General features: G+C 49.7%; 18 protein-coding genes. 17 read left to right on the forward strand and 1 reads right to left on the reverse strand.

Features of this window, described 5'->3' with window-relative positions; translation table 11 throughout:
• Window positions 1–6 precede the first annotated feature (6 nt).
• The 10 genes from zapE (at window position 7) to Q0K92_RS01310 (ending at window position 12,469) form a co-directional block, all read left to right on the forward strand.
• Window positions 7–1,242 carry a cell division protein ZapE gene (zapE, locus tag Q0K92_RS01265; RefSeq protein ID WP_297323983.1) on the forward strand — a complete coding sequence of 412 codons (1,236 nt, stop codon included), beginning with the start codon at window positions 7–9 and terminating at the stop codon, window positions 1,240–1,242.
• Between the two features lie 519 nt (window positions 1,243–1,761).
• Window positions 1,762–2,313 (forward strand): PRC-barrel domain-containing protein, encoded by a 552-nt coding sequence (locus Q0K92_RS01270; protein ID WP_366083882.1) that lies wholly within the window; start codon window positions 1,762–1,764, stop codon window positions 2,311–2,313.
• Window positions 2,314–2,424: 111 nt separating this feature from the next.
• Window positions 2,425–2,700, forward strand: coding sequence for a DUF883 domain-containing protein (locus Q0K92_RS01275; RefSeq protein ID WP_297323984.1), 276 nt, complete (start codon window positions 2,425–2,427; stop codon window positions 2,698–2,700).
• 71 nt (window positions 2,701–2,771) lie between these two features.
• Window positions 2,772–3,089: a hypothetical protein gene (locus Q0K92_RS01280; RefSeq protein ID WP_297323985.1), complete on the forward strand. Its 318-nt coding sequence runs from the start codon at window positions 2,772–2,774 to the stop codon at window positions 3,087–3,089.
• 15 nt (window positions 3,090–3,104) lie between these two features.
• The gene (locus tag Q0K92_RS01285) at window positions 3,105–3,539 is read left to right on the forward strand and encodes a phage holin family protein (protein ID WP_297323986.1); all 435 of its coding nucleotides are present in this window, start codon (window positions 3,105–3,107) and stop codon (window positions 3,537–3,539) included.
• The gene (locus Q0K92_RS01290; RefSeq protein WP_297323987.1) at window positions 3,539–3,901 is read left to right on the forward strand and encodes a hypothetical protein; all 363 of its coding nucleotides are present in this window, start codon (window positions 3,539–3,541) and stop codon (window positions 3,899–3,901) included. Before Q0K92_RS01285 ends, Q0K92_RS01290 begins: the two co-directional genes overlap by 1 nt.
• 417 nt (window positions 3,902–4,318) lie before the next feature.
• Window positions 4,319–5,386: an AI-2E family transporter gene (locus Q0K92_RS01295; RefSeq protein ID WP_297323988.1), complete on the forward strand. Its 1,068-nt coding sequence runs from the start codon at window positions 4,319–4,321 to the stop codon at window positions 5,384–5,386.
• Between the two features lie 179 nt (window positions 5,387–5,565).
• Window positions 5,566–5,940, forward strand: a complete 375-nt coding sequence (gene smbP, locus Q0K92_RS01300; protein ID WP_297323989.1) for a small metal-binding protein SmbP — start codon at window positions 5,566–5,568, stop codon at window positions 5,938–5,940.
• A 380-nt stretch (window positions 5,941–6,320) separates the two neighbouring features.
• Complete coding sequence (gltB, locus tag Q0K92_RS01305) at window positions 6,321–10,919, forward strand: glutamate synthase large subunit (protein WP_297323990.1); 4,599 nt, start codon at window positions 6,321–6,323, stop codon at window positions 10,917–10,919.
• Window positions 10,920–10,993: 74 nt separating this feature from the next.
• The gene (locus Q0K92_RS01310; RefSeq protein WP_297323991.1) at window positions 10,994–12,469 is read left to right on the forward strand and encodes a glutamate synthase subunit beta; all 1,476 of its coding nucleotides are present in this window, start codon (window positions 10,994–10,996) and stop codon (window positions 12,467–12,469) included.
• A gap of 47 nt (window positions 12,470–12,516) precedes the next feature.
• On the opposite strand, the gene Q0K92_RS01315 is transcribed toward Q0K92_RS01310, so the two are convergent.
• Window positions 12,517–12,645 carry a hypothetical protein gene (locus Q0K92_RS01315; RefSeq protein ID WP_297323992.1) on the reverse strand — a complete coding sequence of 43 codons (129 nt, stop codon included), beginning with the start codon at window positions 12,643–12,645 and terminating at the stop codon, window positions 12,517–12,519.
• A gap of 187 nt (window positions 12,646–12,832) precedes the next feature.
• Between Q0K92_RS01315 and Q0K92_RS13005 the strand changes: the two genes are divergently transcribed.
• The 7 genes from Q0K92_RS13005 to Q0K92_RS01340 all read left to right on the forward strand — a co-directional run bounded on the left by Q0K92_RS13005 (window position 12,833) and on the right by Q0K92_RS01340 (window position 20,918).
• Entirely contained in the window at window positions 12,833–12,901 is a 69-nt protein-coding gene (locus Q0K92_RS13005; protein WP_366083894.1) for a hypothetical protein, read from the forward strand.
• Window positions 12,902–13,018: 117 nt separating this feature from the next.
• Window positions 13,019–13,111, forward strand: a complete 93-nt coding sequence (gene kdpF / locus Q0K92_RS13010) for a K(+)-transporting ATPase subunit F (RefSeq protein ID WP_366083885.1) — start codon at window positions 13,019–13,021, stop codon at window positions 13,109–13,111.
• Window positions 13,108–14,895, forward strand: a complete 1,788-nt coding sequence (gene kdpA, locus Q0K92_RS01320; protein ID WP_297323993.1) for a potassium-transporting ATPase subunit KdpA — start codon at window positions 13,108–13,110, stop codon at window positions 14,893–14,895. The genes kdpF and kdpA overlap by 4 nt, the downstream gene beginning before the upstream one ends.
• Before the next feature lie 15 nt (window positions 14,896–14,910).
• Window positions 14,911–16,974 (forward strand): potassium-transporting ATPase subunit KdpB, encoded by a 2,064-nt coding sequence (gene kdpB / locus Q0K92_RS01325; protein WP_297323994.1) that lies wholly within the window; start codon window positions 14,911–14,913, stop codon window positions 16,972–16,974.
• Between the two features lie 19 nt (window positions 16,975–16,993).
• A complete protein-coding gene (gene kdpC / locus Q0K92_RS01330) occupies window positions 16,994–17,569 on the forward strand; it encodes a potassium-transporting ATPase subunit KdpC (RefSeq protein ID WP_297323995.1) in 576 nt (191 codons plus the stop codon).
• Window positions 17,569–20,238, forward strand: coding sequence for an ATP-binding protein (locus Q0K92_RS01335; protein ID WP_297323996.1), 2,670 nt, complete (start codon window positions 17,569–17,571; stop codon window positions 20,236–20,238). Before kdpC ends, Q0K92_RS01335 begins: the two co-directional genes overlap by 1 nt.
• Window positions 20,235–20,918 carry a response regulator gene (locus tag Q0K92_RS01340; RefSeq protein ID WP_297323997.1) on the forward strand — a complete coding sequence of 228 codons (684 nt, stop codon included), beginning with the start codon at window positions 20,235–20,237 and terminating at the stop codon, window positions 20,916–20,918. The genes Q0K92_RS01335 and Q0K92_RS01340 overlap by 4 nt, the downstream gene beginning before the upstream one ends.
• Window positions 20,919–21,092 lie beyond the last annotated feature (174 nt).

The following is a 21,092-nucleotide window of genomic DNA, read 5'->3' on the forward strand; positions in this document are numbered from 1 at the left end:
TCGAACATGCAACCCACCACACCCCAAGACACCGCACCGCAAGCCGCCTACCACGCACTGATACAGGCCGGCGAACTCAAGCCGGATGCCGGTCAAGCCAATGCAGTCGCTGCATTAGAACGATTACACCGCGAACTGATCGATTATCCCGTGATAACAAGCAAAAGTAATGGCTTCCATTTCAGATGGCCAGCTTGTTTATCCCGTTGGCTGGATGGTAACAAACCCGCCCCTCAAGGCATTTATCTTTACGGCGGCGTCGGGCGCGGCAAGTCGATGTTGATGGATCTGTTTTATGCGGTCGCTCCGATCGCATCAAAACGGCGCGTACATTTTCATGAATTCATGCTGGATATCCACGCGCGGCTTAAGGAATGGCATGATCTTTCTGTACAAGAACGCGCCCGGCATGGCGGGCGTGCCGGTGACGATGATCCGATTCCATCGGTCGCGCGGAAAATAGCCGGTGAAGCGACATTGCTATGTTTTGATGAGTTACAGGTCACCGATATCGCCGATGCGATGGTACTGACCCGACTATTCAAGGAATTATTTGCTCAGGGCGTGATCGTTGTCGCCACGTCCAACCGACCACCGGATGATCTTTACAAAAATGGCTTGAATCGTCAGCGCTTTTTGCCTTTCATCGAACAAATCAAGGAAAAACTCGATATTATTGCGCTGGATGGTCCGGTAGATTATCGCTACAACCGCTTGAAAGGCGCACAAACCTATTACCACCCGATCAATGCCGAAACGACGACGCAATTGTCAGCCATCTTCTTCCGCCTGACCGATCGTCGGGTGGAAGACCGGGCCAAGGTTCCCAGCGAAGAACTCAATGTGCAGGGACGCATATTATTTGTGCCCAAAGCAGCGCGCGGCGTTGCTGTGTTTTCGTTTAAACGCCTGTGCGCCAATCCGCTGGGGCCGGCAGACTATCTCGCGATTGCACGCACCTATCACACCGTCATCATGGTCGCGATTCCACAGTTCAATAAAGAAAACAGCGACGCGGCCCGGCGCTTCATCACGTTCATCGACGCACTGTATGAACACAACGTCAAGTTTCTGTGCTCAGCCGCCGTGCCGCTGCAATCACTGTACGTCAAAGCGGATACCAGTTTTGAATTTGAACGCACGGTTTCGCGTTTGATGGAAATGCAGTCGGAAGACTACCTGATCAGAGGTCATGGCAAAACTATCGCAAGCCAGGGGTCTGTCGGACTTAAGCAGTCGTAGCGAGCCGAGTGGGAGAACGAGTGCGGATTTTCTCGATTTTGTGGCGCATAGTTGATCTATGCAACGAAAAATTGAGGAAATACGAACCGTTATCCCACTGGCGCAGTAGATTGGCCTTAAGTCCGACAGACTCCTAGCAAACCGCTGAAAAACCAGACTTGCAAATAAATATAAATTTCACAATTAAGCCGAATAGTTATAAGGATATCAATGTGTGAATAAAGAAACTAAAGTCAATTTATTTTAATAGACTTTAGTACACCTCTTATATTCAAGCCGGCTAAGATTACCGGCATCGACGCTAGTGCCCAAGCAGCATTGGGTATAGACCAGATCAACCATAATAGGTTACCAAGCAAAAGTAACCAGAAACCCCAATTACGATTATCTTTTCTCTCTGCTGCGACATACCACGCCGTAGCGATAGTAACTATGTGAATCCATTGAATGCCTTTCGTTGCGGGATATCGTTAACTGAGATGAATATCTTGTGAAGTAGCAATCACTCTGATGTTACCTATGTTCGCTATCGAACCGACTGTATTGAGTGATACGTATATTGTTACTCATGCGGTGTATAAAACATCATACACGCTCCATTATCAGGATCTGGTGATCACGAATATGATTGAAGGATCCTTTACCAATATTATTTTTTGGCAGGAGTTTTATATGAATTACGAAGATCGCGATACTCATGGTATTTACAAAGGCGACAACAAAGCATCAGGAGTTCGTCTGATGGGCGCCGAAACGCTTATTGGAAATGATGTTTGCAACCCAAATGGTGATGACCTGGGTGACATTAAAGAAATCATGCTGGACACAACGACCGGCCAAGTGTGTTATGCGGTGTTGTCTTTTGGCGGTATCTTGGGGATAGGAAGCAAGCTATTTGCGGTACCTTGGAATGCACTAAAGCTAGACACAGAAGAAAAACACTTTGTGCTTAACGTGAATAAGGATCGTCTTAAAAATGCACCGGGATTCGATAAGAGCCATTGGCCGGATATGGCAGACAAATCCTGGGAGAATGAAATTCATGCTTATTATGGAACCACGAAGCAGTAAGTCATTGGTTCTCAATTAAGTGGATATTCTGTCATCGTTAATTGATTAAATATCATTAATCCATGAACCATAAATAACTTATGGTTTAAATAGAAACTAAGAGGTATCACTATGAAAAATGTCGACACAGTTGTAGATACAGTAACTGATTTTACAAACGAAACTGTTGAAAAGGCCAGCAAGGCAACCAATAAAGCCATTGATAAGGCTAGCAAAGCTACTCAACAGGTTGCCGATACAATGAGCGAAAAAGGCGATCAATTGAAACATGCCGAGCAGCGATTGATGAAAGAAGCCACCGATTATGTTCGAGATAATCCAGTGACGTCGGTAGGTATCGCGATAGGTGTGGGGTTCCTATTAAGCAAGTGGTTTAACAATCGTTAGGCCATTAAATTTCATGAATCTGTGAGTCTTGTAGAACGCACGGTTCAAATAAACGATAAGAGGAACATCACATGGAAACTGTAAACAAAGCATCCCATTTAGCACATGAAGCTATCGATAAGGCTACCCATGTCACTCATCAGGTTGCAGATAAAATTGTTGACAAGGGAGATGAATTGAATGATCTAGCGCATGAGGCGGTTAATAAGGCCACCCAGGTAACTAATCAAGCCGCTGACAAAATTGTTGATAAAGGAGATCAGCTGAAACATGCTGAACAGCGACTGATGAAGGAATGTACCGTTTATATTCGCGAAAACCCAATCACATCGGTAAGTATTGCAGTAGGAGTGGGTTTTCTTCTGAGCAGATTATTGAATAATCGCTAAATACGATGGATTCAAATGATAAAAAATGAGGTGCCTGAGCAAGCTGCGACAGATGGTCATTCTGAAAATGAGTCCAGCGTGACGGATGATGTACAGTCGTTATGGCATGAATTGCGTGAATTGAATCACATGCACTTCCGGCTCGCGGCACTTGAAGCACAACAGGCGGGCAATAGTTTAGTGGTCATGATCGTGGCCGGCATAATGGCCGCTGTTTTGCTGAGTGTCGCGTGGCTAGGATTCCTAGCAGCTGTCATGTTAGTGCTGAACCGATATGGGATTCTGACAGATAACATCCTGTTAATACTGCTGGCCGTCGTTTTGAATTTACTGCTTGCGCTGGTTCTATGGGGCGTGATCCGTAGCAAAGGCTATTATTTGCGATTCCCAGCGACCTTTCGCACCCTTCGATCTATGGCACCTACACCTGGAAACAAGGAGGAAACCTGATGTTAGATACTATTTTAAACGGAAATGAAACCAAATCTTTAACAGCGCAAATTAAGGATGCGGAGTTGCAGGTGTTGCAACATCAGCATATGGTTATTATCCGTGCTGATACCCTCATTCAGAAAACACAGCAACAAATGACTGCTCCGGCAAGCTTGCTATTAGCAGGCGGTATCGGATTTGTCCTCGGTGAACTCACTAAAAGCAAATCTTTCAATCCTCATGGCACTCGCGAAGAACCCCAAGTTGCGGAAACTACAGACATTACTAAGACCTTAATGAGTGCGCTAAATCAACTGGTCACGATCAATGCGTTATATACAACATTTCGCGATTCAATGAAACAAACGGAATCACAATAAGCATTATCAATGTGTGTGGCCATAGTCATTCATCCGATCTGTAGCAAACTGCAATCTGTTACAGCGTTATTGATGGCACTGCTATGAATAAATACTGGATACCCGATTATTATCAGGGGTAGCGGTGACGGTCTTGCTGCGTTGCAAAAAGTAAGAAAGCACACGCAGAATTTTGTGATCATTAACGACGACCCGTAGGGCACTCTCTGTGCCCGAGTTGGTTGCATGCCATCTAAAGCATTAATCGAAGCAGCCAAGGCCTTTTACCATCGCAACACCTTTGCGGAATTTGGTATCCGAAGTGCAGATCCCCTTACACTTGATGAGACCTTTGCAAGACTTAGTTTTTAGAATTTGAACCTAAAGATACTGCCGTTTTTTGAACGGCGTATGTGAGCAAACTGAAAGGAAATTAGTATGTACAGACTCGAAGAGAAGACTTTCCTATTGCTCCTCGTCACAGCTTCGCTGGCCTTCGCCTGGATCTTATGGCCATTTTTCGGCGCAATTCTCTGGGGGACAGTGATGGCCATTGTGTTTGCGCCGATGTTTCGGCGGCTATCAGGTTCAATGCGGCAGAGCCCCAGTGCCGCTGCACTGACTACAATCCTAATTATCATTGTGTTAGTGATCCTGCCATTGATGGTGATTGCAACATCCTTGATGCAGGAGGCTGCCGGTCTGTATGACATGATTCATTCCGGCAAGCTGGATTTTGGTCTCTATTTTCATCAGGTCTGGGATGCTTTACCCGCTTGGATTCAAAATATGATGGCGCAATTGGGACTGACGAACCTTGGTGCGGTGCAGGAAAAACTGGCCGTCGGCCTTCGACAGGGTAGCCAGTTTTTGGCCACACAGATCCTCAGCATCGGTCAATTCACATTTCACTTCATCGTCAATTTTTGTGTCATGTTGTATCTGCTTTTCTTTTTGCTGCGCGATGGGGACGCATTGTTCAAAAATATCAGGAAGGCAATCCCATTGCATGCTGAGCAGCAGCACGCACTCTTTACCAAGTTCACCACGGCCGTTCGTGCCACGGTTAAAGGCGGTATTTTCGTGGCTATACTGCAGGGCATGCTCGGCGGCCTGATTTTCTGGTTTCTGGGGATTCACGCACCACTGCTATGGGGTGTGATAATGGCCTTTCTTTCACTACTGCCTGCAATCGGGGCTAGTCTGGTCTGGCTGCCAGTGGCGATTTACCTACTGGCGACCGGTGCCGTATGGCAGGGCTTGGTTTTGATCGCCTTCGGCGCTCTCGTAATGGGGCTGGCGGATAATGTCTTGCGTCCCGCTTTAGTAGGCAAGGATACCAAGTTGCCTAACTATGTTGTGTTAATTTCTACACTCGGTGGCCTTCAGATGTTTGGACTCAACGGCCTTGTCATTGGCCCGGCCATCGCGGCCATGTTTATGGTTGTTTGGGAAATATCTTCAGCATCAAGGCAGGAGCATCGAAACGATACCGACAGCCTTTGAACAGCACCACTGTCATAATTTTTACTATGCAATGATTATGAGTGGATTGTGTCTAAGGAATTTTGAACAAAGTTACAAATAGGGCATTTAACCCGTTTGTTTAAAGCAATAAGATGATTTTATAAATTTATACTTATCTTTCTGACTTTGATTTCTAAAATTCTAGCTGTGTTTGTAACATGATGAAAAATAAATTTATGCCAATAATTAGCGATATTGTTAACACGTCGTTATATCTCAGCATTATATTTGTCTTACTATTCGTTCTTTCAGCATGTCGGACAGAAAATCATTTACATCAGGCAATTAGATATTCTGAGGCTGCGGTCTTGGCAGATAACAGAAAAGTTATCTCTAAACATTTAGAACTTGCAAAATTTCACGCTCTTTCGACATTACACCAAAAAAATATGTCATCTGCAGATCGTATTCACTTGGCTGTCGGCATTGTAAGTTTGGATCAGGCAATTGAAAATGGAATACTTGAAGCTGATGATTCAACGAGGAGAGCTGCCAGGGTCGCGATGGCTCATTTTAAGGAAATAACACATTAAACCATTTCTTTAACCTTTAGAGCTTTCCAGGATCGCGCCGCCGTCCGGCGCGAAGGGTATGCCCCGGGAAGGACATGCTGCCCGATCCTTAACGCGGACTATCCTGCCCCCGATCTCCTCATTTTGCTAAACAAAATTCAATTGCTGGATTAATTCAGACATAGATCATCTGATTTCTTGTCATCAAGCAGTGATTTGTCTTCTAGATCTCATTTTTGACAGCATACATCAAACCATCAGCGGCTGTTGGACGGAGGGGGGCAAAGAAACTTCAGTTTCCCATTCCCAGAAATATTTGGATTCTCTCCCCTCATCCGCTATGATCATAATTCTGGAATTTGTCCGACTGGAACCAGCCCAGAATTAGAGCGACTAAAGCGATGACAAAAGGCTATCCGCCCGCACAGGGCCTGTACGATCCACGGTTCGACCATGATTCCTGCGGTGTTGGATTCATCACCCACATCAAAGGAAAGGACTCCCATTCCATCGTCGAGCAATCCCTGAAGATGCTGGAAAACATGGAACACCGCGGCGCCTGTGGGTGCGAGCCGGATTCCGGGGATGGGGCCGGAATCATGTGCCGGATGCCGGATAAGTTCATCCGGCGGGAAGCCAAGAAGATCGGTATCGAGCTGCCTCAACTGGGGCAATATGGGGTGGGAATGGTCTTTCTGCCCAAGGATGCGACCGCCCGCAAGCTGTGCGAGCAGGCGATGGAGAAAGTCGCGGTCGATTTCGGAATGGTGGTGTTGGGATGGCGGGATGTGCCGGTCAACGCCAAGGCGTGCGGACCGAGTCCGCGCAAGGTGGAGCCGATGATCCGGCAGATCTTTGTCGGAATGGGAGAGAGTTTCTACAACCGGCAGGATTTTGACCGGCGTCTGTACCTGGTACGCCAGCGAACGGAAAATACCATCGAGTTCGGTGACTTTCCGCCGCAGGCCGCGGAAGATTTCTACATTTGCTGCCTGTCCGCCAACCGGATAATCTACAAGGGAATGCTGACGGCAGCGCAAGTTCGACTGTATTTCCCGGATTTGTCGGACCCGGATTTCCTGTCATCCCTGGCGATCGTCCATTCGCGTTTTTCAACGAACACCTTCCCATCCTGGCGGCTGGCGCATCCGTATCGCTACCTCGCTCACAACGGCGAAATCAACACGCTGCACGGCAACCGGAACTGGATGCGGGCACGGTATGGATCTTTGCAATCGGAAGTGTTCGGAGATGAGCTCCAGAAGATGTTTCCGATTCTGACGGAATCCGGCTCAGACTCGGCCACACTGGACAACGCGCTGCAATTTCTGTGCGTGAACGGTCGGAGCCTGGCCCATGCGGTGCTGATGCTCATCCCGGAGGCGTGGCAGAATCACGATCAGATGGATGAGGACCTCAAGGCGTTTTACGAGTATCACGCTTGCCTGATGGAGCCATGGGATGGACCGGCTTCTATTGCCTTTACGAATGGCGCGCTCGTCGGCGCGGTGTTGGATCGAAATGGGCTGCGGCCGTCGCGATACTACGTAACGAAGGATGATCTGGTAATCATGGCCAGCGAGGTAGGCGTGCTGCCGATTCCACCGGAAAACGTGGCGCGGAAGTGGCGGTTGCAGCCCGGCAAGATTTTCCTGATCGACGCCAAGCAGGAAAGAATCATCGATGACAGCGAAATCAAGCGGCAACTCATAAACAAACGGCCTTGGAAGAGATGGCTGGAACAGAATCTGATCGAGTTGGACAATCTTCCAGCCCCGAGCAAGGTGCATCAGCCGGACCATGCAACGCTAATGGCGCGGCAACGCACGTTCGGGCACACCCATGAAGACCTCAAACTGATCATGACGCCAATGGCCGTAAACGGGGCCGAGGCGATCGGGTCGATGGGGACGGACACGCCGCTGGCATGTCTCTCCGAGAAGCCGCAGTTGCTCTACAACTATTTCAAGCAACTCTTCGCGCAGGTAACCAATCCGCCATTGGATGCGATGCGCGAGGAGCTGGTTACATCGGCATATACCTACATCGGACGCGAAGGGAATCTGTTGGACGAGACGCCGGATGCAGCGCACTTGATCAAGCTCAAAAGCCCGATCATCAGCAACGCCGATCTGGAAAAGCTGCGGGAAGTGGCTGTCGGTAAATTACGAGCGGTGACGCTCGAGATGCTCTTCAAGGTCAGCGCAGGCGAAACGGGATTGCAGCATGCACTGGAAGCATTGATGGAGCGGGCGGCTCACGCGGTTAAGGAAGGCGCATCCGTCCTCATTCTGTCGGACCGGGGCGTAGATGCCGGGAACGTGCCGATTCCCAGCCTGCTGGCAACTGCAGCAGTGCATCATCACCTGATCCGCGCAGGCACACGCACGCAATGCGGTCTGGTGATCGAAACCGGCGAGGCACGCGAGGCGCATCACTTCTGTCTACTCATCGGATACGGAGCCGGGGCGGTGAATCCGTATCTGTCTTTCGAGACGCTGGCGGATTTAGATAAGAACGAATTGCTTCCCAACGACCTGAACTTGGAGAAAGCGCAATACAATTATATCAAAGCGGCCAACAAGGCGATCCTCAAGGTCGCATCGAAGATGGGAATCAGCACGGTGCAGAGCTACCGGGGCGCTCAGATCTTCGAAGCGATCGGGCTTGGCAAGGAGATGATCGACCGGTATTTCACCGGCACAGCGTCGCGCATCAAGGGAATCGAACTAGAGATCATCGCGCGTGAATCGTTGGAGCGGCATCGCCGCGGATTTCCGCCGATCCAGGTGAATGGGCAGGTGCTGGATACCGGTGGACTGTACCAATGGCGCCGCGACGGCGAATACCACATGTGGAACCCCGAGACGGTGGCCAAACTCCAGGATTCGGTCCGAGTAGGGGTCGAGAAGCCCATCGACGGGTACAAGAAGTTCAAGGAATATACCGCGCTGCTGGACGATGAAGCGCGCAGCCGATGCACTTTGCGCGGATTGCTTAACTTCAGGAAAGCGGTCAATCCGATCCCGCTGGAAGAAGTCGAGCCAGCCAAAGAGATCGTCAAGCGATTCGTCACCGGCGCGATGTCGCTCGGATCAATCAGTACCGAAGCCCACGAGAACCTGGCCATCGCCATGAATCGCATTGGCGGCAAGAGCAACACCGGCGAAGGGGGCGAAGACTCGCGGCGCTTCCAGCCCGATCCGCAGCCGGATGCGAACGGCAACATCATTTTTCGCCGCAGCGCCATCAAGCAGGTGGCGAGCGCACGCTTCGGCGTCACCGCTGAATACCTGGCCAACGCCGATGAATTGCAGATCAAAATGGCCCAGGGTGCCAAGCCAGGCGAAGGCGGACAATTGCCGGGACACAAAGTGGATGCGTATATCGGGAAAATCAGACACTCAACGCCCGGCGTCGGATTGATTTCACCACCACCGCATCATGATATTTATTCGATTGAGGATCTGGCGCAGCTCATCCACGATCTGAAGAACGCCAATCCCAAGGCGCGCGTCAGCGTAAAGCTGGTCAGCGAGGTGGGAGTCGGAACCGTCGCGGCCGGCGTCGCCAAGGCCAAAGCGGATCACATCCTGATCTCCGGCGATTCCGGCGGAACGGGCGCTGCGCCGCTGACCAGCATCAAGTACGCGGGCATCCCGTGGGAACTGGGACTTGCGGAGACACAACAAGTCCTGGTGATGAACAACCTGCGCGGGCGCGTGACCGTACAGACGGATGGGCACCTCAAGACCGGCCGCGATGTCGTCATCGCAGCGCTGCTCGGGGCGGAGGAATTCGGCTTCTCCACCGGGCCGCTGATTGCCTCCGGATGCATCATGATGCGGGTCTGTCATCTGAACACCTGCCCGGTCGGCGTGGCGACTCAGGATCCCGAGCTGCGCAAGAAATTCGCCGGCAAACCGGAGCACGTCATCAACTTTTTCTTCTTCATCGCCGAGGAAGTGCGGCAATACATGGCTGAGATGGGATTCCGGAAGTTTGAAGACATGGTCGGGCAGACGCAATTGCTGGAGTTCATGGATGTCTCGAGCCATGACAAGGCGCGTCATCTGAATCTGGACGTGATCCTGCACAAACCCCAGGTCGGTGCGGATGTAGCCGTTCGCTGTGTGCAAAAGCAAGAGCACGGGCTGGGACAGGCACTGGACAACCAGCTCATTCAGCTGGCGGCACGGGCGATTGAGCGCGGCGAAAAAGTTACAGCCAACCTTGAGATCCGCAACGTCAATCGCACTGTCGGCACCATGCTGTCGCACCAAATCGCCTTGAAATACGGGCACAAAGGGCTTCCGGACGACACGATCACATTCAAGTTCACCGGATCGGCGGGGCAGAGCTTCGGATGCTTTCTTGCTCGCGGCGTCACGCTGATGCTGGAAGGGGACAGTAACGACTACCTGGGCAAAGGACTCTCCGGCGGGAAGATCGCCCTCTTCCCGCCGAAGCAGGCAACATTCAAGCCCGAGGAAAACATCATCGCCGGCAACGTCATTTGCTACGGCGCAATCGCCGGCGAAGTCTATATCCGCGGCGTCGTCGGCGAACGCTTCTGCGTCCGCAACTCCGGCGCCCAGGCGGTTGTCGAGGGCGTCGGCGATCATGGCTGCGAATACATGACCGGCGGGCGGGTCGTCGTCATCGGCCCAACCGGACGCAACTTTGCCGCCGGCATGAGCGGCGGAATCGCCTACGTCTACGACGACAATGGCCAGTTTCCGCGCCTGTGCAATACCGAGATGGTGGCACTGGAAAAGCCCGACAAGGATTATGATCGCGAAACGATCAAGATCCTTTTGGAGAACCACCACAAGCTGACCGGATCGACTCGCGCCAAGGCGATCCTGGACGATTTCGAGAAGGCACTCCACTGGTTCGTCAAGGTAATGCCGACCGACTATCGCAATGCACTGGAGAAAATGGGCGAGATTGAAGAAGCAGCCAGGAAGCTCAGCGAGCGCCAGGCGGGCGCAGTGTGAACTAAAAATTAAAAATTGAAGGCGAAGATGGAATCCTGCATTTTTAACTTTTAATTTTGACGTGAGAGAAAACAATGGGCAAACCCACAGGTTTCAAGGAATTCAAGCGTGAAACGGCGACGCGCCGGCCGGTCGAGTCGCGCATTCTCGACTGGAACGAGGTCTATCTCGACATTGCCGAGGAGAAACTCAAGCGCCAGGGCGCTCGCTGCATGGATTGCGGGATTCCGTTCTGCCATGGCCCCACCGGATGTCCACTGGGGAACATCATTCCGGAGTGGAACGATCTGATCTACAAAGGGCGATGGCACGATGCCATCGAGATGCTGCACAAGACCAACAACTTCCCGGAATTTACCGGGCGCATCTGCCCCGCGCCGTGCGAAGAGGCATGCGTGCTGGGGATCAATGAGAAGCCGGTGACGATCAAGTCGATTGAGCAGAACATTATTGATCACGCGTTTGAAAACGGGTGGGTTAAGCCCTGCCCGCCAGCCACGCGGACGGACAAGAAAGTCGCCGTCGTCGGCTCCGGCCCGGCCGGACTCGGGTGCGCCGCCCAACTCAACAAAGCGGGGCATCTGGTGACGGTATTCGAGCGCGCCGACCGGGTCGGCGGGCTGCTCATGCACGGCATCCCCAACTTCAAGCTGGAGAAGCATATCGTCAACCGCCGCGTCGATCTGATGAAAGCCGAGGGAATCAACTTCGTCACCGGCGCCAACGTTGGCTTCAACATCAAGGTCGAAGACCTGCACCGCGATTTCGATGCGATCGTCCTCTGCGGCGGATCGACCAAGGCACGGGATATTGACGTCCCCGGCCGCGATCTGAATGGCATTCACCTGGCCATGACCTATCTGCCGATGCAGAACAAGATCAACTTCGGCGACCACATCCCCGAACGGGAATTTATCAGCGCCAAGGGCAAACACGTGATCATCCTCGGCGGTGGCGACACCGGAGCCGATTGCCTCGGCACCGCCATTCGGCAGGGATGCAAGTCTGTCCAACAATTCGAGCTGCTTCCCAAGCCGCCCGCTGGCCGGGTGCAGGACATGCCCTGGCCCTACTGGCCGATGATCTACCGCGTCAGTTCCGCCCACGAAGAAGCCGCCGCTCCCATCGGCCACGACGTTCGCGACTTCGCCATCAATACTCAATCCTTCTCCGGCGTAAACGGCGTCGTCAAAAAACTCCACGGAATCCGCCTGGAATGGGAAATGCAAGGTTCGCGCCCGGTGAAGATGAAGGAAATCCCCGGCAGCGAGTTCACGCTCGACTGCGACTTGTGCCTGCTGGCCCTGGGTTTCATCAGCCCCGAACCGGAAGGGCCGATCTCACAGCTCGGTGTGAAACTCGACCAGCGTGGCAATGTGTTGGTCGATCAAAACTACATGTCCAGCATCCCCGGCGTCTTCGCGGCCGGAGACATGCGCCGTGGGCAGTCACTGGTGGTCTGGGCGATCAGCGAAGGAAGGCAGGCGGCGCGGGGAGTGGACGAGTTTCTCATGGGACGGAGCGATTTACCGAAGATGAAATTGTTTTGAACGGACACTGGATAAGCACAGGAAGAACGTCGAAATGCCGGAATACGCTACAAGGCGTTTGTTCCAATCGTGCACGTTGTCCCGCGCCATGCCGGTGTGTTGGTAATGCAACTGGCGGCATCATAAGTGAGCGTGCGAATATCGCCGCCGATGGGATGGATTTTGAAGATTGCCAACCGAGTCAAAACTGTGTGTATATCTGGCCATTTCCCCTACACCAAGCTTTCAAAATTTGGATCAAGTCGATTCCCGGATGACGCAAGCTTATCCGGGCTACTTGCTGAAATACCTCTTTTGCCAAATCAATGCCAGACTGCCATGACGAATGGTAGTTTCTTGCAGCATCGGTGTAGCAGCCAATAAATTTTACACAATTTTTACGCTACAACCTTTCAATTCAACTCCATTTTTACACACAATTGCTTATATTGAATAAGTAAATAACTTTAGTGTAAGTATATGGATCTTACTTATTATCTCTGTTTTGCCATTTTGTCTGTAGTATTGATCATAGGGTTGATCACCAACTACTATCATGAGGAATAAAAGATGAATTGGATTTATTGGCTAACCGGTATTCTTGCTGTCTTATTGTTCTTATACCTGCTCTATGCATTATTCAACGCTGAGGAGGTGGCATGAACACATCACCTTGGATACAAATCGGTTTATTTCTTATTGTCCTCTTTGTAGTCGCCTGGCCTTTAGGCCGCTATCTTGCAAACGTATTTGATGGGCAGCTAACGCGCCGCTTCATTTGGCTGGATAAATTTGAACATAGATTCTGTCGTTTTATTGGCACTAATCCGGAAGAAGATATGCCATGGCAACGTTATGCAACAGCCATCGTGCTATTCAATGTTATAGGTGTAGCTGTTGTATATGGCTTGCAACGTTTTCAGAGTGAACTGCCTCTGAATCCTCAAGCATTTGGAGCTGTTTCTTCAGACTCGGCCTTCAATACAGCAATATCCTTTGTCACCAATACCAATTGGCAAGGTTATGGCGGCGAGTCGACGATGAGTTACTTGACACAAATGCTCGCTTTGACGGTACAGAACTTCGCATCAGGTGCAACCGGCATTGCAGTTGTCATTGCACTGATCCGCGGTTTTACGCGAAGGAATGCTGCTGGTATCGGTAATGCCTGGCTCGATTTATCGCACTCAATATTCTATGTGCTATTGCCATTGTCTTTTATATTCTCATTAATTCTGGTGAATCAAGGGGTTATTCAGAATTTCAATGCTTATCAAGAAGTCAAACTGATAGAGCCGCTTGAATATGCCGCACCGAAGCAAGATCTTAATGGTCAGCCGTTGCAGGATGATCTAGGAAACGTGATCATGGAGGCGATCAAAACAGATAAACAGTCCATTGCCATGGGGCCGGTTGCCTCGCAGGAAGCAATTAAACTGATAGGAACCAACGGTGGTGGTTTCTTCAATGCGAATTCAGCACATCCTTTTGAAAACCCGACTCCGCTCACTAATTTTCTGGAAATGATCAGTATCTTCCTGATTCCGACCGCACTCTGCTTTGCTTTTGGTCAAATGGTCGGAGACCAGCGGCAAGGATGGACGATTCTTGCTGCGATGACTGTGCTATTCATTACGATGGCAGCGGTAGCATTGTGGTCTGAATCCCACTCGAATCCACTTATCACCCAATTGGGTGCGGATGGGTCAATGGGCAATCTCGAAGGCAAGGAAATACGGTTTGGCATCATTTCTTCTGCATTATTTGCGACAGTCACGACAGCCGCCTCCTGTGGAGCGGTCAATGCGATGCATGATAGTTTTCTGCCATTGGGCGGTTTAATTCCGATGGGATTGATGATGCTGGGTGAAGTTGTATTTGGTGGTGTTGGTGCGGGATTATATGGGATGCTCATATTCGCCATACTCGCCGTTTTTTTATCTGGATTGATGATCGGACGCACACCGGAATATTTAGGTAAGAAGATCGGCGTATTCGAGATGAAGATGGTGTCGATTGCGATTCTGATTGTGCCTTTGCTAGTACTCGGTGGTGCCGCAATCGCCGTTGTTACTGAAGTAGGCAAGGCAAGTATGGCCAACCCAGGCGCACATGGATTCTCCGAAGTGCTGTATGCATTCACTTCGGCTGGAAACAATAATGGATCTGCCTTTGCGGGGCTTTCAGCTAATACACCTTTTTACAACATTCTGCTTGCTATCGCGATGTGGTTTGGGCGATTCGGCGTCATTATTCCCGTGTTAGCCATTGCAGGCAGATTGGCAGCAAAGCCAAAGCTCGCTGTAACCAGTGGAACGCTGCCGACACATGGGCCATTATTTGTTGTGCTGCTAATCAGCACAATCATCATCATCGGAGCACTTAACTACGTACCAGCGTTAGCACTTGGCCCTATCATCGAACACTTGCAGCTATTCTCACACTAACAGGTAGGAGTATTCATGAAAAAAACACGAACCCTTCCGTTATTCGACCCGGTATTGATCAAGCCGGCGCTCATCAATGCGCTGAAGAAACTTACCCCGCAAGCGCAATGGCGTAATCCGGTGATGTTTGTAGTCTGGGTCGGTAGTGTCCTCACAACGATATTGGGTATTGATGCTCTCGTCGGCCATGGCGAAGCACCAGCAGGATTCATTTTTACGATAGCTGCATGGTTATGGTTCACCGTTTTATTCGCCAATTTTGCGGAAGCACTCGCTGAAGGTCGAGGCAAAGCACAGGCAGCAGCCTTGCGCGGTGCGCGGAAGAATATTATGGCAAAGAAATTAGCTGAGCCTAAGCTCGATGCAAAAATTACGACTATTGACTCCCTATCGCTGCGAAAAGGCGATATCGTACTCATTGAAGCGGGCGATTTCATTCCGGCTGATGGAGAAGTCATTGAAGGCGTCGCTTCTGTTGATGAATCCGCCATCACCGGCGAATCTGCACCGGTTATCCGCGAATCGGGCGGCGATTTCTCAGCAGTTACTGGCGGTACGCGCATCCTATCGGATTGGCTGATAATTCGCGTGACAGCAAATCCGGGAGAGGCATTCCTGGATCGCATGATTGCAATGGTAGAAAACGCCAAACGTAAGAAAACACCCAATGAGATAGCACTAACTATTTTGCTCGTTACGCTCACACTGATATTTCTATTCGTATGCGCAACGCTATTACCGTTTTCAATCTATAGTGTTGAGTCAGCAGGATCGGGCTCACCGGTATCCATTACCGTTTTAGTCGCACTCCTGGTTTGTCTTATTCCGACGACCATCGGCGGTTTGCTGTCAGCGATTGGCGTGGCTGGAATGAGCAGGATGATGCAAGTGAACGTGATTGCTACCTCTGGGCGTGCAGTTGAAGCCGCTGGCGATGTGGATGTATTACTGCTCGACAAGACGGGAACAATCACACTGGGTAATCGGCAAGCATCTGCCTTCTTACCAGCACTCAATGTTCAGATTAAAGAATTAGCTGATGCCGCACAACTCGCCTCGTTAGCCGATGAAACACCGGAAGGCCGATCCATCGCAGTACTTGCAAAACAGGAATTTGGATTGCGTGGTCGTGAATTGCATAATGCAGTTTTCGTTCCTTTCACTGCGCAAACACGCATGTCCGGCGTAGACTTTGGTGACCGCAAGATCCGAAAAGGCGCAGCAGATACGATTCGTGCCTATATTGAAAACCTAGGGAGTACTTTCCCTGAAAATGTTGAAGTTCTAGTTGATCAAGTATCACGTCGTGGCAGCACCCCTTTAGTCGTAGCGGATGGCGCTCGCGTGCTCGGTGTCATTGAACTCAAGGATATCGTTAAAGGTGGTATTAGAGAGCGTTTTAGCGAATTACGGAAAATGGGCATTAAAACAGTGATGATCACGGGCGACAATCGCTTAACTGCTGCTGCGATAGCCGCTGAAGCGGGTGTTGATGACTTTCTCGCTGAGGCCAAGCCTGAGGATAAGCTTAAATTGATTCGTGAGTATCAGGTACAAGGGAGATTGGTTGCCATGACCGGAGATGGCACAAATGACGCACCGGCGCTTGCGCAAGCTGATGTAGCCGTTGCCATGAACTCGGGTACGCAAGCAGCAAAAGAGGCAGGCAATATGGTTGATCTTGATTCCAACCCAACCAAGCTGATCGAAATTGTCGAAACCGGTAAACAAATGTTGATGACGCGCGGAGCGCTGACAACTTTCTCAGTCGCTAACGATGTCGCCAAGTACTTCGCAATTATTCCCGCAGCATTTGCCACTACTTACCCACAGTTAAAGATGCTCGATATCATGCAGCTTAACACGCCCTCATCGGCGATTCTTTCGGCTGTGATCTTCAACGCGATCATTATTGTGTTTCTGATTCCACTGGCGCTCAAAGGTGTGAAATACCAAGCATTGGGTGCTGCTTCGCTATTACGTAAAAATTTGCTGATTTATGGTCTGGGCGGTTTGCTCGTTCCATTTATCGGCATCAAACTGATTGATGTCCTATTAGGTCTTTTAGACCTCGTTTAATCGCAAATCAGGAGCTATGATGAAAAACCTCATCCGTCCGGCCATCACATTATTTATTTTGATATCACTTGTTACCGGCTTACTTTACCCGCTAGCAGTTACCGGCATTGCACAAATCGCTTTTCCGGAACATGCTGCTGGCAGTGTGATTAAACGTGGCGAAGAAGTCATCGGTTCTTCCCTGATTGGACAGAACTTTTCTGGGCCAACCTACTTTTGGAGCCGCCCTTCTGCGACTGCTCCAATGCCCTATAACGCGGCAAATTCAGGCGGCTCCAATCTGGGGCCAACCAATCCCGTATTGATAGAGGCAGTTAAAGAACGTGCCAAGAACATACTTGCAAGTCACCCAGACAAAGTGGAAAAAATTCCAACGGATCTCGTCACTACGTCAGCAAGTGGTCTGGATCCACATATTTCACCCGCCGCAGCATATTACCAAGTCGAACGCGTTGCAACAGCGCGTAATACCGATGCGGCTATAGTCAAATCTCTGGTTGATCGATCAATTGAAACGCCACAGTGGGGTTTATTGGGTGATTCGCGTGTCAATGTTTTACGACTAAACTTAGCCCTTGATGCATTGGAAAAATAATGACTGATGAGCGTCCTGATCCAGATCATCTGTTAGCGGAGATCAAGAAAGAGGAAATTGCTGCGCAACGTGGCAAGCTAAAAATCTTCATCGGTGCCTGTGCTGGAGTAGGCAAAACCTACGCCATGCTTAATGCCGCTCAACAACGGTTAGCTGAAGGGATTGACGTCGTTATCGGCGTGGTTGAAACGCATGGGCGTAGCGACACCATAAAGCTTTTGGAGAAGCTTCCCCTATTACCATTACATGAAATCAAATACCGGGGGAAATCACTTCTTGAATTCGATATCGACGCTGCACTGCAACGAGCGCCGCAGTTAATCATCATTGATGAGCTCGCGCACACAAATATCGAAGGCTCAAGGCATATGAAACGCTGGCAGGATGTTGACGAACTCTTGGCACGTGGAATTGATGTTTATACGACGCTGAACGTTCAGCATCTTGAGAGTTTGAATGATGTGGTTGGCAGCATCACCGGCATCCGCGTCTGGGAAACGGTTCCAGATCGTTTTTTTGATAACGCAGATGATGTGACCTTAGTTGATCTGCCACCTGACGAGTTATTGGAGCGGCTTAGAGAAGGCAAAGTCTATGTGCCCGAGCAAGCCGAACATGCCGCCAAGAATTTCTTTCGCAAGGGTAATCTGATTGCATTGCGCGAACTCGCTTTAAGGCGCACAGCCGATCGTGTCGATTCACAAATGCGAGCCTATCGGGCAGATCATGCAATTGCCAATGTTTGGCAGACACGTGAACGTATTATTGCCTGTATTGGCCCAGATTCCATGGGTAATAAGCTGGTGCGCAGTGCCGCTCGCTTGGCAAATGAGCTAAAAGCTGACTGGCACGCAGTATATGTTGAAACACCAGCACTCCAGCGTTTATCCAAGGGTGATCGGCAACGTATTCTTGATCATCTTAAGTTAGCTGAAGAACTCGGCGCAGAAACGGCAACGCTAGCTGGCAGTGATTTGATTGCAACATTGATTGCATATGCACAAAGCCGGAACGCCAGCAAGCTGATCGTTGGCCGCCCAGCGGATTTCTCTTGGTTTCAGCATTTGCGTCCTCGTTTTATCGATGCACTAGCTCGATTAGCGCCCGATATTGACATCTATGTAGTTGTCGGCAATGAGAAACCTACTCGAATCAAGAACCGGGAAATCAAACCTGGCGCGACCAAATGGCGGAACTATGCGTGGGCCACAATTGCGTGTGGAATAACGACCCTATTAGCTGAAGCATTGTTACGTATTTTCGATTTATCGAATGTCGTCATGATATTGTTGTTAACTGTCGTGGGCATTTCGATCAGATTCGGTCGTGGTCCCGGCGCATGGGCTGCAGCACTGTCAGTGTTGTTGTTTGATTTTTTCTTTGTACCGCCACGATTCTCATTCTCTGTTTCCGATGTGCAATATTTATTCACTTTCGCCTTGATGCTACTAATCGCCTTAACCATCGGACAGCTTGCAGCAAAACTGCGATTTGAAGCGACTATTGCCAATTTGCGCGAACGGCGCGCCCAAGCACTGGCAGCCCTTTCCAAAGAGCTATCTGGCGCATTAACCGTTGAACAAGTCGTTGAGATTGCAAACCGGAATGTCAGTGGAATATTTAATTCAGCAGTAGCGGTGCTCCTGCCCAGTAGTCAAGAGAAGACCAAAGTAGCTGGCACATCATCCTCTCAGCCAACAATTGATATCGCTGTTGCGCAGTGGGTTTATGATCATCAATTGCCTGCCGGTCTTGGTACACATACATTGTCTGCAGCCGCTTCACATTACCTTCCCCTTAAAGCCCCGATGCGCACTCGCGGGGTACTCGTTCTGGAAGCCAAGGATTTGCTTTTTCTTAATGAACCGGAGGAAAAACGCTTACTCGACACTTTCGCGGCACAAATTGCTCTGGCTCTGGAACGCGTCCACTATGTCGAGGTTGCGCAGGACGCATTGGTCTCAATGGAAGGAGAACGGTTGCGGAATTCATTACTTTCCGCGATCTCACATGATTTACGGACTCCATTGACCGCTTTGGTCGGATTGTCCAGCACGCTTGCAGACACCAATATCCCAGAAAATACCCAGAAAGAACTTGCTCTTGCTATCCGGAATGAAGCGCAACAAATGACTGAGTTGGTCACAAATCTACTCGATATGGCACGATTGCAAGCCAGTGGCATAAAGCTGAAAAAGGATTGGCAATCAATAGAGGAGATTGTAGGCAGTGCATGCATGCAACTTCATCGCGTAATGACCACAAAAAAACTGATTATTTCGATTCCTGCCAGCTTACCTTTATGTGAGTGTGATCCTATTTTAATACAACGGGTTATTGTCAATTTGCTCGATAATGCTGCCAAATATACACCCACTGGCAGTACGATTTCGGTTTCTGCCACTGCCGGAAATAATGAAATAACTATTGTAGTGGAAGATAATGGACCTGGTTTGCCACTCGGCCAAGAAACCAAACTATTTGACAAATTCACACGCGGAGAAACTGAATCGAACAAACCAGGCGTTGGTCTTGGTTTGGCGCTTTGTAAAGCGATCATCGAAGCCCATGGTGGAAAAATTTCCGCAGAAAATCGAGTCGATGGTGGCGCTCGTTTTACTGTGACGCTGCCACTTGGTATTGCTCCTATACCAGAAGAACTGTTATGAAAACACCTCGAATTCTGATTATCGAAGATGAAAATCAGATTCGTCGTTTCGTGCGTATAGCGCTGGAAGCAGAGAATTTTGATGTGAGAGAAGCGGATAGCGGTACACGAGGTTTAATTGAAGCTTCTACTAGGCAACCTGATCTTGTCATTATTGATCTTGGTCTGCCTGATCTCGAAGGAAAAGAAGTCATTCGGCAAATTCGTGGATGGTCCGAAATGCCCATTGTTGTGTTGTCCGCCCGTGATCGCGAAGAAGAAAAAGTCGCAGCGCTTAACATAGGGGCTGATGATTATTTGACAAAACCGTTCGGTATACCGGAGCTGGTTGCACGCGTTCGGGCACACTTGCGACGACATCATTGCAATGAGAATCAGAGCAATCCGATAGCACACTTTGGTGATGTAACCATAGATCTTTCAGCACATATAATAACGCGTGCTGGCACGGAGATTCACCTCACACCGATTGAATACCGATTACTATTGACTCTCATCAATGCGCGCGGGCGGGTAGTTACACATAATCAACTGATGCTGGCAGTATGGGGACCTAATTATTCAGAGCGCTCACATTATTTACGTATTTACATGGGACACTTGCGACAAAAACTAGAGCGTAATCCAGCTCAGCCTGAATTTCTGCTTACTGAACTTGGAGTTGGTTACCGGCTAGTATAAGACAATAGCCTCAGAACCATTTTAGTTTAGCGTGAATATGAATTAAACAAAGCATTGAGAAACCTGAATAGTAGTAGTTTGATTTTCCGTGTAAATTAGCCGAGAAGCCTCACTGATTCTATAACGATTTGAAGTTTCCATTGATAATATTTGAGTTAGATTAATACAACCTTT

This window comes from Nitrosomonas sp. (assembly GCF_024282095.1).
Lineage (GTDB): Bacteria > Pseudomonadota > Gammaproteobacteria > Burkholderiales > Nitrosomonadaceae > Nitrosomonas.